General features: G+C 71.0%; 13 protein-coding genes and 1 tRNA gene. 12 read left to right on the top strand and 2 right to left on the bottom strand.

Going from position 1 to position 12876, the window contains the following annotated elements:
* Position 1 precedes the first annotated feature (1 nt).
* From E4F25_RS06545 to E4F25_RS06530, 4 genes are read left to right on the top strand one after another with little or no spacing between them, the layout of a single operon-like run.
* The gene (locus tag E4F25_RS06545) at positions 2-580 is read left to right on the top strand and encodes an anthranilate synthase component II (RefSeq protein ID WP_140909374.1); all 579 of its coding nucleotides are present in this window, start codon (positions 2-4) and stop codon (positions 578-580) included.
* Positions 581-607: 27 nt separating this feature from the next.
* Positions 608-1648 (top strand): anthranilate phosphoribosyltransferase, encoded by a 1041-nt coding sequence (gene trpD / locus E4F25_RS06540; RefSeq protein WP_140909373.1) that lies wholly within the window; start codon positions 608-610, stop codon positions 1646-1648.
* On the top strand, positions 1645-2454 hold the full coding sequence (trpC, locus tag E4F25_RS06535; RefSeq protein WP_140909372.1) for an indole-3-glycerol phosphate synthase TrpC: 810 nt from the start codon (positions 1645-1647) through the stop codon (positions 2452-2454). The genes trpD and trpC overlap by 4 nt, the downstream gene beginning before the upstream one ends.
* Positions 2451-3152, top strand: coding sequence for an HAD-IB family phosphatase (locus tag E4F25_RS06530; RefSeq protein WP_140909371.1), 702 nt, complete (start codon positions 2451-2453; stop codon positions 3150-3152). Before trpC ends, E4F25_RS06530 begins: the two co-directional genes overlap by 4 nt.
* Here E4F25_RS06530 and crp read toward each other — a convergent pair.
* Positions 3149-3832: a cAMP-activated global transcriptional regulator CRP gene (gene crp, locus E4F25_RS06525; RefSeq protein WP_140909370.1), complete on the bottom strand. Its 684-nt coding sequence runs from the start codon at positions 3830-3832 to the stop codon at positions 3149-3151. The two genes, E4F25_RS06530 and crp, sit on opposite strands and share 4 nt — an antisense overlap.
* Positions 3833-3956: 124 nt before the next feature.
* Between crp and speD the strand changes: the two genes are divergently transcribed.
* The 8 genes from speD to E4F25_RS06485 all read left to right on the top strand — a co-directional run bounded on the left by speD (position 3957) and on the right by E4F25_RS06485 (position 10806).
* Positions 3957-4748 carry an adenosylmethionine decarboxylase gene (gene speD, locus E4F25_RS06520; RefSeq protein ID WP_140910358.1) on the top strand — a complete coding sequence of 264 codons (792 nt, stop codon included), beginning with the start codon at positions 3957-3959 and terminating at the stop codon, positions 4746-4748.
* 34 nt (positions 4749-4782) lie between these two features.
* Positions 4783-5421, top strand: a complete 639-nt coding sequence (coq7, locus tag E4F25_RS06515) for a 2-polyprenyl-3-methyl-6-methoxy-1,4-benzoquinone monooxygenase (protein WP_140909369.1) — start codon at positions 4783-4785, stop codon at positions 5419-5421.
* Positions 5422-5568: 147 nt separating this feature from the next.
* Positions 5569-5997, top strand: a complete 429-nt coding sequence (gene rplM / locus E4F25_RS06510; protein ID WP_140909368.1) for a 50S ribosomal protein L13 — start codon at positions 5569-5571, stop codon at positions 5995-5997.
* 9 nt (positions 5998-6006) lie between these two features.
* Positions 6007-6399, top strand: coding sequence for a 30S ribosomal protein S9 (gene rpsI, locus E4F25_RS06505; protein WP_140909367.1), 393 nt, complete (start codon positions 6007-6009; stop codon positions 6397-6399).
* A 20-nt stretch (positions 6400-6419) separates the two neighbouring features.
* A tRNA-Gln gene (locus E4F25_RS06500) sits at positions 6420-6494 on the top strand.
* A 285-nt stretch (positions 6495-6779) separates the two neighbouring features.
* Positions 6780-7532, top strand: coding sequence for a 2OG-Fe dioxygenase family protein (locus E4F25_RS06495; RefSeq protein ID WP_181168226.1), 753 nt, complete (start codon positions 6780-6782; stop codon positions 7530-7532).
* Positions 7533-7609: 77 nt separating this feature from the next.
* Complete coding sequence (locus E4F25_RS06490) at positions 7610-8161, top strand: ECF-type sigma factor (RefSeq protein ID WP_140909366.1); 552 nt, start codon at positions 7610-7612, stop codon at positions 8159-8161.
* A 38-nt stretch (positions 8162-8199) separates the two neighbouring features.
* On the top strand, positions 8200-10806 hold the full coding sequence (locus E4F25_RS06485) for a serine/threonine-protein kinase (RefSeq protein WP_181168225.1): 2607 nt from the start codon (positions 8200-8202) through the stop codon (positions 10804-10806).
* A gap of 42 nt (positions 10807-10848) precedes the next feature.
* Here E4F25_RS06485 and E4F25_RS06480 read toward each other — a convergent pair whose 3' ends face one another.
* Positions 10849-12864 carry a YadA-like family protein gene (locus tag E4F25_RS06480; protein ID WP_181168224.1) on the bottom strand — a complete coding sequence of 672 codons (2016 nt, stop codon included), beginning with the start codon at positions 12862-12864 and terminating at the stop codon, positions 10849-10851.
* Positions 12865-12876 lie beyond the last annotated feature (12 nt).

Genomic DNA, 12876 nt, shown 5'->3' with positions numbered 1-12876 from the left:
CATGCTGCTGGTGATCGACAACTACGACAGCTTTACCTGGAACCTCGTGCAGTACCTGCAGGCGCTCGGCGCCGAGGTCCGGGTGGAACGCAACGACGCGCTCTCGGTGGCCGAAATAGCCGCGCTCGCGCCGGATCGGATCGTGATCTCCCCGGGCCCGTGCACGCCCGACGAGGCCGGGGTCTCGCTCGACGTGGTGCGCGAGCTCGGCGCGCGCATCCCGATCCTCGGCGTGTGCCTCGGGCACCAGGCCATCGGCCAGGCCTACGGCGGCCGGGTGGTGCGCGCGGGCCGGATCATGCACGGCAAGACCTCGCCGATCCGGCACCGCGGCGAAGGCGTGTTCGCCGGCCTGCCCGACGGCTACGAGGCCACCCGCTACCACTCGCTGGTGGTCGAGCAGGCATCGCTGCCCGATTGCCTCGAGGTCACCGCCTGGACCGAGCACGAAGACGGCCGGATGGAGGAGATCATGGGCCTGCGCCACCGCGAGCACCCGGTGCAGGGTGTGCAGTTCCACCCCGAGTCCATCCTCACCGAGCACGGCCACGCCCTGCTCGAAAACTTCCTCAACCTGTAGGAGCGGCGCCGGCGCCGCGATTTGCCCATGCCCCCGATCACTCCCCAGGAAGCCCTCCAGCGCACGATCGAGCACCGCGAGATCTTCCATGACGAAATGGTCGCGCTGATGCGCATGATCATGCGCGGCGAGGTCTCGCCGCAGCTCACCGCCGCGATCCTCACCGGGTTGCGGGTGAAGAAGGAGACCGTGGGCGAGATCGCCGGCGCGGCCGCGGTGCTGCGCGAGTTCGCGCGCCCGGTCGAGGTCGCCGACCGTACCCATCTGGTGGACATCGTCGGCACCGGTGGCGACGGCGCGCACACCTTCAACATCTCCACCGCGTCCATGTTCGTGGCCGCCGCCGCCGGCGCCCGGGTCGCCAAGCACGGCAACCGCAGCGTGTCCTCGAAGTCCGGCGCCGCCGACGTGCTCGAGTCGCTCGGCGCCGCGATCGAGCTGCAACCCGCGCAGGTGGCCGAGTGCATCGCGCGCACCGGCATCGGCTTCATGTTCGCGCCGGTGCACCACCCGGCGATGAAGGTGGTGGCGCCGGTGCGGCGCGAACTGGGCGTGCGCACGCTGTTCAATATCCTCGGGCCGCTGACCAACCCGGCCGGCGCGCCGTCCATCCTGATGGGCGTGTTCCACCCCGACCTGGTCGGCATCCAGGTGCGCGTGCTGCAGGAACTGGGCGCCGAGCGCGCGCTGGTCGCCTGGGGCCGCGACGGCATGGACGAACTGTCGCTGGGCGCGGCGACCATGATCGGCGAGCTGCGCGACGGCGAGGTGCGCGAATACGAGGTGCACCCGGAGGACTTCGGCATCGCCATGGCGCACACCCGCAACCTGCGCGTGGCCGACGCCGCGGAGTCGAAGGCGATGCTGCTGCAGGCGCTGGACAACGTGCCCTCGCTGCAGCTCGAGATCGTCGCGCTCAACGCCGGCGCGGCGCTGTACGTGGCCGGCGTGGCTGGCTCGATCGCCGACGGCATCGGCAAGGCACGCGAGGCCATCGCCTCCGGCGCCGCGCGCGCGAAGCTGGCGCAGTTCGTCGAGGCCACGCGCTCGCTGGCGGGCACCCCGTGACCATCCTGCAGCGGATCCTCGACCGCAAGCGCGAGGAAGTCGCCGAGCGCAGCGCGCGGCTGCCGCTGCGCGAGCTCGAGGCGCGGATCGCGGATGCGCCGCCGGTGCGCGGCTTCGCCGCCGCGCTGGAGGCCGCGATCGCGGCGGGCGGCCCGGCGGTCGTCGCCGAGGTCAAGAAGGCGAGCCCGTCCAAGGGCGTGATCCGCGCCGACTTCGACCCGGCCGCGATCGCGCGCAGCTACGCGGCCGGGGGCGCGGCCTGCCTGTCGGTGCTGACCGACCGGGACTTCTTCCAGGGTGCCGACGCCTACCTGCAACAGGCGCGCGCCGCCTGCGCGCTGCCGGTGCTGCGCAAGGACTTCACGGTGGACGATTACCAGGTTGCCGAGGCGCGCGTGCTCGGCGCCGACTGCATCCTGCTGATCGTGGCCGCGCTCGACGACGCCAGCCTGCACGCGCTGGCCGCGCGCGCGCTGGCGCTGGGCATGGACGTGCTGCTCGAGGCGCACGACGCGACCGAGCTCGCGCGCGCGCTGGCGGTGCCGGCGGCCGCCGACGGCCGCGCGCCGCTGCTGGGCGTCAACAACCGCGACCTGCGCAGCTTCGAGGTCTCGCTCGACACCACCCTGCGGCTGCGCGAGTCCGTGCCCGCCGGCCGCCGCCTGGTGACCGAGAGCGGCATCGCCACCGCGGCGGACGTCGCCCTGCTGCGCGGCGCCTGCGTGGACGCGTTCCTGGTGGGCGAGGCGTTCATGCGCGAACCCGACCCCGGCGCCGCGCTGCAACGGCTATTCTTCGCCGCATGACTTCCCCCGCCGCTGCGACCGGCCGCCGGCTGGTCGTGTTCGACTTCGACCACACCCTCTACGACGGGGATTCCGGCGCCCACCTGGTGTCCTGGCTGATCCGCCGCAACGGGTGGCGCAAGGCGCTGGCGCTGCTGGCCGCGCCGGTGCTGCTGCCGATGGTGGCCTGGCTGCCGACGCGCCGTGCCGGGATCTCCGGGTTCCTGTGGATCGGGACGGTGGGTGCGCGCCGCGACATCGACACCCTGATCGACGACTACGTCTGCGCCAACGCGGCTTCGATCCGCGCGCGCCTGCTGGTACCGGCGCTGGCGGTGCTGCACCGCCACCGCGAGGCCGGCGACGAGGTGGTGATCGCCACCGGCGCGCCGCCGGAACTGGCGCGGGCGATCCTGGACTTCGTCGCGCACGAGGACCTGCCGGTGATCGGCAGCCTCGGCGAGCGCTTCCTCGGCGGCTACGTCACCGCCCAGCACTGCCACGCTGTGAACAAGATGCGCATGCTGCGCGCGCACGGCCACGGCGACATCGACGTCGCCTACAGCGACAGCAGCGCCGACCTGCCGCTGCTGCAGGCGGCGCGCCATCCGGTGGTGGTGAACCCCAAGCCGGGCCGCGTGGGCTATTTCCGCAGGGTGTTGCCGCCCGGGACCCCGATCCTCAACTGGGGCTGCAGGTCCAGGGCAGGGGACGCCTAGCGCGTCCCGAACAGGACGATGGTCTTGCCGCGCGCGTGCAGCACGCCGTCGGCCTGCAGCTTCTTGAGCACGCGGCCGGCCATCTCGCGCGAGCAGCCGACCAGCCGCGCCAGCTCCTGGCGCGAGACCCGCAGCTGGGTGCCGTCCGGATGGCTCATCGCCTCCGGCTCGCGGGTCAGGTCGTGCAGCGTGCGGGTGATGCGGTCGGTGACGTCCAGGAAGGCCAGGCGCCCGGCCTTGCGGCTGGTGTCGAGCAGCCGGCGCGAGAGCTGCGAACCGATCTGCCACAGCAGCTTGGTGGCGTCGCCGGCCAGCGGGCCCGCGAACAGCTGGTACAGGCGCTCGTAGCTGATTTCCGCCAGCTCGCAGGCGACGCGGGTGCGCAGGATCACCTCGCGGCGCTCGGATTCGATGAACAGGCCCATCTCGCCCACGAACTCGCCGGGGCCGAAATAGCCCAGCACCAGCTCGCGGCCGTCGTCCTCCTCGGTGATGATGCTGGTCGAGCCGCTGACCATGTAATAGAGCGTGCCGGCCGGATCGCCGGGCCGGAACACGTCGGTGCGCGTCGGGTAGCGGCGGCGGTGGCAGTACCCAAGGAAGCGTTCGATCGCCGCCGCGTCCGGGGCCAGCGGGTTGTTACTGGCCAGGCGGTGCAAGGGAAACGGAGCGGTTGCCATGGTAGCGGTCACGGGTGGGAAGGCTGGACCGCAGGGTATGACGTTGGCGCGGGTTCGGCAAACCTCCACCCGATGGGTGGCATAATTCGCCCTTTCCCCGCCTCCCGCTGGAACGCCCATGCCCGTGGTCAAGCCTCTGCCGCGCCTGAAACTGCAGGGATTCAACAACCTGACCAAAGCGCTGTCGTTCAACATCTACGACGTCTGCTACGCCGTGTCCGAGGAGCAGCGCCAGCGGTACATCGAGTACATCGACGAGGAATACAACGCCGACCGGCTGACCCAGATCCTCACCGACGTCGCCGACATCATCGGCGCGAACGTGCTCAACGTGGCCCGCCAGGACTACGACCCGCAGGGCGCCTCGGTGACGATCCTGATCTCGGAGGAGCCGGTGATCGACAAGTCGCAGGCCAAGGGCGTGATCTCCGACGCCGTGGTCGCGCACCTGGACAAGTCGCACATCACCGTGCACACCTATCCGGAGACCCACCCGGACAACGGCATCGCGACCTTCCGCGCCGACATCGACGTCGCCACCTGTGGCGTGATCTCGCCGCTGAAGGCCCTGAACTACCTGATCGAGAGCCTCGAGTCCGACATCGTGGTGATGGACTACCGCGTGCGCGGCTTCACCCGGGACATCAAGGGCCGCAAGCACTACATCGACCACAAGATCAACTCGATCCAGGACTACCTGGCCAAGAACATCCGCTCGCGCTACGAGATGCTGGACGTCAACGTCTACCAGGAAAACATCTTCCACACGAAGATGCACCTGAAGGACTTCGACCTGGACCAGTACCTGTTCGAGGAAAAGGCGCGCAACCTGTCGTTCAAGGAGCGGATGAAGATCGAGCAGCGCCTCAAGCGCGAGATCGAGGAGCTCTACCACGGCCGCAACCTGGTCATCTGACCCTGTGGGAGCGCGCCTTGCGCGCGATGACACGATGGTCCGCACCCTCACCCCCCTCGACCGCTTCCTCGACAGCGCCCAGAACGCGCTCGAGACCGTGTTCGGCGCGCCGCGCGCCGAGCGCCCCAACCCGGGCGCCGGCGAGCCGGAAGTGGTGCTGGACGAGGCCGAGCGCCGGCATGCCGCCGGGCTGATGCGCATCAACCACGTCGGTGAGGTCTGCGCCCAGGCGCTGTACATCGGCCAGGCCGCGGTGGCGCGCGACGAGGCCACCCGCGCCCACCTGCTGGCCGCCGCCCAGGAGGAGACCGACCACCTGGCCTGGTGCGCCGACCGCCTGCGCGAGCTGGACAGCCGCCCGAGCCTGCTCAACCCGCTCTGGTACGCCGGCAGCTACGCGATCGGGGCGCTGGCCGGGCTGCGCGGGGACGGCTGGAACCTGGGCTTCGTGGTCGAGACCGAGCGCCAGGTCGAGGCCCACCTGGACGAGCACCTGGTCTCGCTGCCGCCGGCCGACGGCCGCAGCCGGGCCATCCTGGGGGTGATGAAGGCCGACGAGGCCCGCCACGCCGCCAACGCCGAACAGGCCGGCGCCCGGGTCCTGCCGCCGCCCGTGCCCGCCCTGATGGCCGCTGCCTCCAGGGTGATGAAGACGGTGGCCTACCGCCTGTAGGAGCGGCGCTCGCGCCGCGACAGCGGCTTGCGGGAGCCCGCGCGGGCCTGTATCATTCCGCCTCTTACGTTCCTCCAACGCGCGGTGAAGTTCCGCCCCGGCCTCCTGCCCGCGGAACCAGCCCGACAAGGTAACCACGATCCCGCCATGAAGACTTTCAGCGCCAAGAACGAGACCGTCCAGCGGGACTGGTACCTCGTCGATGCCGAGGGCAAGACCCTCGGACGCCTCGCCTCCGAGCTCGCCCGCCGCCTGCGCGGCAAGCACAAGCCCGTCTACACCCCGCACGTCGACACCGGCGACTACATCGTCGTGATCAACGCGGAGAAGGTCGCGGTCACCGGCACCAAGCTGCAGGACAAGATGTACCACCGGTTCACCGGCCACATCGGCAACCTGAAGACCGAATCGCTCGCCCAGGCGCTGGAGCGCCACCCGGAGCGCGTGATCGAGACCGCGGTGAAGGGCATGCTGCCGAAGAATCCGCTCGGCCGCGCGATGTACCGCAAGCTCAAGGTCTATGCCGGTGCCGAGCACCCGCACGCCGCCCAGCAGCCGCAGCCGCTCGAGATCTAAGGTAAAGACATGGCAACCACTCAGAATTACGGCACCGGCCGTCGCAAGTCGTCCACCGCGCGCGTGTTCCTGCGCAAGGGCAGCGGCAACATCACCATCAACGAGCGTCCGATCGACGAGTTCTTCGGCCGCGAGACCGCGCGCATGATCGTGCGCCAGCCGCTGGAGCTGACCCAGTCGACCGAGAAGTTCGACGTCATGGTCACGGTCGAGGGCGGTGGCACCACCGGCCAGGCCGGCGCCATCCGCCTGGGCATCGCGCGCGCGCTGGTCGAGTACGACGAGACGCTGAAGGCCGAGCTGCGCAAGGCCGGGTTCATGACCCGCGACGCGCGCGAGGTCGAGCGCAAGAAGGTCGGCCTGCACAAGGCCCGCCGCGCCACCCAGTTCTCGAAGCGTTGATCCATTAAACTAGGACCCATAGCCCCGTCGCCAAGTGGTAAGGCACCTGACTCTGACTCAGGCATTCGGTGGTTCGAATCCATCCGGGGCTGCCAGTTCCAAACAAAAGACCCGCCTCCCGGCGGGTTTTTTGTTGGCATCGGAGTTTCGCCCTTCGGGTGGGCGCTTCTTGCCGGGCGGGGCAGCCCTTTGGGCGAATGTCCCCCGGCCTTCGGCCTCCTCCTTGATTTCGCCCAAAGGGCTACCCCACCCGGCAGCGCGTACCTCAAGCGCGTAGCGTGGCTCCTGCCACAAGAAGCTGCGGGCTTCGAATAGCGGGAGCGCCCGTCCGAAGGAAGAATGCGTCGTCGCGGCGCCAGCGCCGCTCCTACAATGGCGCCATGGCCGTGCCCCAGCCGCCGCCGTTCACGCCGCCCGCCGCCCTGCTCTCGCAGCTGCGCGGCCACGGCCATGCGGTGCTGGCCCCGGACGCGGTCGGCGCCCTGTGCGGCTTCGACGTCTCCGCGCTCGCCCCCCTGGTGCCGAGCTGGGAGGACCTGCCCGCCGACCACTACCTGCGCGACGGCGGCCGCTACCGCAAGCGCCGGCACTCCTGCTTCATCGTCGAACAGGGCAAGGTCGAACCGGTCCCGCACCGCGCCCACTGGCAGCCCGTGGACTACAACGCCCTGCACGGCGGCATGGAGCGCTGGTTCAAGCCGATCTCGAAGGCGGTGCTCGCCAACGACGCCTGGACCGGCCTGCTGGCCTCGCTCGCGCACCTGTTCTCCGAGCTGCGCCAGGACGTCGATCGCTGGTTCGTCGAGGCGCACCAGTTCCGCATCGACACCGCCGACGGCATCGGCCGCCCGACCCCGGAGGGCGCGCACCGCGACGGCGTGGACTTCGTCGCCGTGTTCCTGGTCGCCCGCCACGGCATCACCGGCGGCGAGACCCGCGTGTTCGACGCCAACGGCCCGGCCGGACAGCGCTTCACCCTCGAGGCGCCGTGGTCGCTGCTGCTGCTCGACGACGCCCGCGTGATCCACGAGTCGACCCCGATCCAGCCGGTGGCAGCCGGCATGGCGGGCCACCGCGACACGCTGGTGCTGACCTACCGGGCCGGCGGCTTCCAGAGCCCTGGCGCGAGCTGAGCCGCAGGTCCCCCGGGGGCAGGGGTTATGATCCAGCCGCGGGGGGCCATGGACCACTGAAGGTACCCGGAGCGGGTATGAGCGAGGATCTGACCCGGTTGCTCCACGGATGGCGGGGTGGCGACGTCGATGCGCGCGATCGCCTGCTGGAGGAGGTCTATGGAACGCTGCGCAGGATGGCCGCGGCGCGCCTGGGGCGTGGTCGCGGCAGCCGCACCCTGCAGCCGACCGCCGTCGTCAACGAGGCCCTCATCAGCCTGCTCGGCAACGATGTCGCCTGGGAGGACCGCGCGCATTTCTTCGCGCTCGCTTCGCTCAAGATGCGCTCGGTACTGGTCGACCATGCGCGTTCCCGGGCCGCGGAGAAGCGCGGTGGAGACGTCGCCCTGCTGACGCTGTCGCATGCCGAGCGGGAGTCGGGTCACGATGTCGAGTACGACGTACTGGCCCTGCACCAGGCCCTCGAGCAACTCGGGGAGCACGACGAGCGTGCGGCGCGCGGGCTCGAAATGGCGTATTTCGGCGGCATGGAGCAGCGCGACATCGCGTGCGTGCTGGGCGTGTCGCTGCCGACGGTCCAGCGTGACCTCCGGTTCGCGCGGGCGTGGTTGAACCGCCTGCTCGGGTAGACGGCGCGATGGGCGAGCGCTGGCAACAGCTGAGGCAGATGTTCGATTCCGTCTGCGAACTGCCGGCCGGAGAGTGGGAGTCCGCCCTGCGCAAGCTCAGCAACGACGATGCGCTGGTCGAGGAAGCCCTGTCGGTCCTGCGGGCGCAGACCGCCAGCTTGAACCGGGCGCTGGAGCCGCTGCAGGCGATGATGGCGTCGCTGCCGGAGGAAGAACTCCAGGTCGGTGGCAGGCTCGGCGTATGGCGGTTGGTCGAGCGCCTCGCGCACGGCGGCATGGGCACGGTGTTCGTCGCCGAGCGCGCGGACCGGCTGTTCCGCCAGCGAGTGGCGATCAAGCTGTTGCGCGGCAGCCTGGTGCCCGCCGCGACCGCCCAGCGGCTCGCGGCCGAGCGCCAGATCCTCGCCGAATTGCAGCATCCCAACATCGCCCGGCTCTACGACGGCGGCACGACGCCGGCCGGCCACCCGTACCTGGTGATGGAATACGTCGAGGGCGAGCCGCTGGACGTGCATTGCGCAGGCCATTCCCTCGGACTACGCGAGCGCGTGCAATTGTTCGCGCGCGTGTGCGCGGCGGTGCAGGCGGCACATGCGCGGCTGGTCGTGCATTGCGACCTGAAGCCCGGCAACGTGCTGGTCCGCGCGAACGGAGAACCGGTGCTGCTGGACTTCGGCATCGCCCGGCTGGTGGGCGCTGGGGGTGCCCAGGAGGCCGACGGCTTCTGCACGCCGGCCTACGCCAGCCCCGAGCAACTTGCGGGTGCCCGGGTCGGCGTCGCCAGCGATGTCTTCAGTCTCGGCGTGCTGCTGACCGAACTGCTTGCGTGCCGGCGTACCGGACGCGATGCAGGCGGCACGGCCGTTCCGCCGCCAAGCGTCCTCGCGACCCCGGACTGCGCCTGGCGGCGCCGGCTCGCGGGCGATCTCGATGCGATCTCGATGCGTGCCTGCGCCGCCGATCCACAGGAGCGCTACGCGTCGGTGCAGGAGCTGATGGCGGACCTGGACGCCTGGCTCCGCGTGCTGCCGGTGTCCGCCGCGCGCGGCGGGTGGGCTTACCGAACCCGCCGCTTCCTGCGCAGGAACCGGGTGGTCGCAAGCCTGGCCGGATTCGCGGTGCTGGCGCTGGTGGGGGGATTGGGGGTTTCGCTGTGGCAGGCCGGGCAGGCGCGGGAGCAGCGCGACATGGCGATGGTCGAGGGTGCCAAATCCCGCGCCATGCTGGACTTCATGACGCGGCTGTTCGACCAGGCAGACCCCGCGCAGGCGCGCGGCCGCGAAGTGACCGCGCGCGAGTTGCTTGAGCACGGCGCCAGCCGCATCCGCGACCGCTTCGGCGAACAACCCGAAGTGCGGGCCGAACTGCTGGGTGCGATCGCGTCCGCCACCAGCGGGCTGGGGCATTACCAGGAGGCCCTGCAGCTTGCCGACGAGGCGGTGACGGTGGCCGGGCAGTCGCCGGCGAACAACGGACTGCTGGCCGGGCAGGTGCTGACCAGGGCCCGGATCCTCCACCACCTCGGACGCTACCCCGAGGCGCTGGCCGCGCTGGATGCATTGGAGGGCGCTGCGCGCACCTCGCCAACGACGCCGGCGATGCAGGCGGCGATCTCACACGCACGCGGCATGGCGCTGCACGCGACCAATCGCCTGGAGGAAGCGGAGGACGCCTATCGGAAAGCCTACGAAGTGCGCAGTGCAGCATTTGGCACCGGCGACAGGGACAGCCAGGAGACGGCCCTGCGCCTGGTGTCGCTGTACATCCTGGACGGACGCATGGACGACGCGGCGGGACTGGCCCGCTCGACGCTCGCTGCCGTGCGCGCGACCACCGGGGAGAACGATCCGCACCGCGCCGACGCCATCGACGCGCTTGCGATGGTGCTGGCGAACACCGGCCCCCTGCACGAGGCCGAGGCGCTGCGACGCGAGGAACTCGGGATCCGCATGGCCGTGTTCGGCGCGTCGCATCCGTCGACGATCAGCGCCCGCAACGACCTGGCCGGCGTGCTGTACGTCCAGGGCCATTACGCTGCCGCGAGCGACATCTACAGGGAAGTGCTGGCCGCGCGTCGCGACGCCTACGGCAGCAGGCATCCGGCGGTGGCCACGGCGGCGAACAACCTTGCCGTGGCCGAACAGCAGCTGGGGCGACCGGTCGAGGCGCTGCCCGCGGCGCGGGAGGCGCTCGAGATCCGCCTGGCGACCTATGGTCCGGACCACTTCGCGGTGGCGACGTCGCTGCACACGCTTGGCGCGATCGAACTCGACCTGGGCGATCCGGCCGCGCTCGGGCACCTGCAGCAGTCGGTCGCGAGCTGGGAAGCGGCCATGGGCGAATCCAGCCCATACATCTCCAGGCCCCTGCGCGACCTCGCGCGCGCCGAACTCGTCTTTGGTCCGCGCGATCCGGGTTGCGGCGCCGCGAAGCGTGCGCAGGCGACGGCACGGCTCGAAAGCCCGGCGCAGTTGGCCTACCTCGACGTGGTGGCTGCAGCATGCGCGCTCGCCGCCGGTGTTCCCGGCGCGGAGCAGGCGATGGCAGGTGGGCTCGACGCGTTGCGAGGCGCGGTGGACGGCGGTGATCGACGCCTGCAGCAGGCCGTGGCCCTGGCCGGCGTGGCGCGCGACGCGCGGCGGTGAGCCGCGCGCCGGGGTCAACGCGAGCTGCGGCACGCCGGTCTGCTACAAGTCCAGACCGAAGCCTATGCCCGCCGACTTGTCGCCGCGGCTGAAGGCGCCGCCGAGCGAGAACGAGCCTCGCTGCCCGATCCGCCGGCCATAACCGATCGACAGTGCACGCTCGCCGCCCTGGAAGCCGGCGCCGATGGCGATCCGGCCGCGCGGACTCTGCGATCCGGCGGCGTTGATGGCCATGTTCAGCATTGCCGACGCCATCGCGCCCTGCTGGTCGATGCGCTGGTCCTGCCGGTTGAAGCGCCGGTCGATGTCGGCGAAATCGGCCTCCAGCGAGTCGAGCCGGGCCTGGAGCGAATTGGCATCGAACCCGAGCAGGTTGCCGATCTGTGCGTCGGTGTAGCTGTTGGCGGCTGCCACCGCCTGCGCGTCGCCGGCGTCCATCTGTTGCCTGTTGACCGCGTCGTCGGCATCCACGCCGGCGGCGACATTGGAAATAACGGTGCCGTCGGCACCTTCCAGCGCGACCGTCGCCTTGCCCGCGTCCGTGTAGGCCAGGCTCAGGGGATTGCCCGGCCCCTGCGGCCCGGCCGGACCCTGCGGGCCCGCCGGTCCGGCAGGTCCCTGCGGGCCAGGGATCCCACCGAGGCCCGCCAGTTCCGTCAACCGCACGTCCACGGCCGCGAAGGCGGCGGCGACGTCGCTGTAGTCGTTGCCCTGGATGGTGTAGGTGGGGGCCAGGAACACGCCGCCCGCGAAACTGGCTCCGCCGCCCAGTGCACTCGTGAAAGGGTGCAGCTGGCCGACGTTCACGGCGTCGTTGTCCTCGGTGCCGGCTTCGAGGTTCACCAGTTGCCTCAGCAGACCGGCATGCCCTATGGAAACGCTGTCGGCGCGGTCGGCGATCGAGTCGACGCCCAGCGCTACCGCATTCGTGGCCTCCGCGGTGGTCGTGCTCGCACGGCCCAGCGCGACGCTGTCGTCGGCCAGCGCCTGGCTTGCCACGCCGATGGCCGTGCTGCGCAGGCCGTCGGCCAGGCTGGCCGCGCCAACCGCGATGGAGTGTTCCGCGAGGGCATCCGCGCTCTGGCCGAGCGCGGTGCTTCCCAGGCCCGCGCCATTGCTGCCGGCTCCCAGGGCAACGCTGGCGACGCCCGTCGCCGAGCTGTCTCCGCCAATCGCGGTCGCGGCGGTGGCGGTGGCCTCGCTGCCGGTGCCCACTGCGGTCGTGACCTCCGCGCTGGCGCGGCTCTCGTAGCCAAGCGCGGTGGCTGCGGGCGCGTCGGCCCAGCTATAGGCGCCGAAAGCCGCGCTGCTGCCGCCGCTGGCGTTTGCCCAGAATCCATTGGCAGTGGCGCCGGTGCCGCTGGCAACGCTCAGGTAACCGGTAGAGGTGCCACCGGCCCCCGAAGCGGTGCTCTCCGCACCGACCGCTGTACTGAAGGTACCGGAGGCGAGGCTGTGGGTGCCGCTGGCGGTACTGGAGCTTCCGGTCGCGCGGGCGCCGGCGCCGAACGCGCTGGCCCGGGCAGCCGAGGCGAGGGTGGTTTCGTTGGCGTCCATCGTGCCGTCGTTGTCCAGGTCGAACCAGCCGCCCACCGCCGTGCTGCTGGCTGCAACGGCTTCGCTGTAGGCGCCGACCGCGACCGCGCGCGCGCCCGAAGCGACCGCGCTCCCCCCGACCGCCGCGCTGTGGTCGCCGGTCGCGTCGCTGGCCATGCCGATCGCGACGCTCCTTTCCTGGCTGGCCAGCGACGAAGTGCCGATGGCCACGCTGCGGGTGCCGCTGGCTTCGCTGTGGCTCCCGATGGCGATCGAGAAATTGCCGCTGGCGTCACTGGCCTGGCCGACGGCGGCGGATTCGCTGCCGCTGGCGCTGCTGTCCTTGCCGCATGCCAGTGCGTTGGCACCGGCCGAACTGGCCCCATTGCCGTCCTCACCCGCGGATTCCAGGTCGCAGACGTCGCCGGCGAGGGCCGGGCCGGCTGCGGCGAGGCACAGCGCGACGGCGACGGACAGTAGGCGGCGCTGGCGCCGGGTGGGGGGCTTGCGGGTGCGGTTCATTGCAGGAATCTC

The sequence above is a fragment of the Cognatiluteimonas lumbrici genome, from assembly GCF_006476065.1.
GTDB classification, from domain to species: Bacteria; Pseudomonadota; Gammaproteobacteria; order Xanthomonadales; family Xanthomonadaceae; genus Cognatiluteimonas; species Cognatiluteimonas lumbrici.
Note: the sequence above shows the minus strand (reverse complement) of the source record. Positions and strands in the feature narration are given on the sequence as shown.

Bases quoted from the DNA above. Each gene is read 5' to 3' on its own strand.
- E4F25_RS06490 (WP_140909366.1), top strand. From the start codon at position 7,610: ATGAGCGAGGATCTGACCCGGTTGCTCCACGGATGGCGGGGTGGCGAC.
- E4F25_RS06485 (WP_181168225.1), top strand. From the start codon at position 8,200: ATGTTCGATTCCGTCTGCGAACTGCCGGCCGGAGAGTGGGAGTCCGCC.
- rpsI (WP_140909367.1), top strand. From the start codon at position 6,007: ATGGCAACCACTCAGAATTACGGCACCGGCCGTCGCAAGTCGTCCACC.
- E4F25_RS06495 (WP_181168226.1), top strand. From the start codon at position 6,780: ATGGCCGTGCCCCAGCCGCCGCCGTTCACGCCGCCCGCCGCCCTGCTC.
- E4F25_RS06530 (WP_140909371.1), top strand. From the start codon at position 2,451: ATGACTTCCCCCGCCGCTGCGACCGGCCGCCGGCTGGTCGTGTTCGAC.
- E4F25_RS06480 (WP_181168224.1), bottom strand. From the start codon at position 12,864: ATGAACCGCACCCGCAAGCCCCCCACCCGGCGCCAGCGCCGCCTACTG.
- coq7 (WP_140909369.1), top strand. From the start codon at position 4,783: ATGGTCCGCACCCTCACCCCCCTCGACCGCTTCCTCGACAGCGCCCAG.
- crp (WP_140909370.1), bottom strand. From the start codon at position 3,832: ATGGCAACCGCTCCGTTTCCCTTGCACCGCCTGGCCAGTAACAACCCG.
- trpD (WP_140909373.1), top strand. From the start codon at position 608: ATGCCCCCGATCACTCCCCAGGAAGCCCTCCAGCGCACGATCGAGCAC.
- E4F25_RS06545 (WP_140909374.1), top strand. From the start codon at position 2: ATGCTGCTGGTGATCGACAACTACGACAGCTTTACCTGGAACCTCGTG.
- rplM (WP_140909368.1), top strand. From the start codon at position 5,569: ATGAAGACTTTCAGCGCCAAGAACGAGACCGTCCAGCGGGACTGGTAC.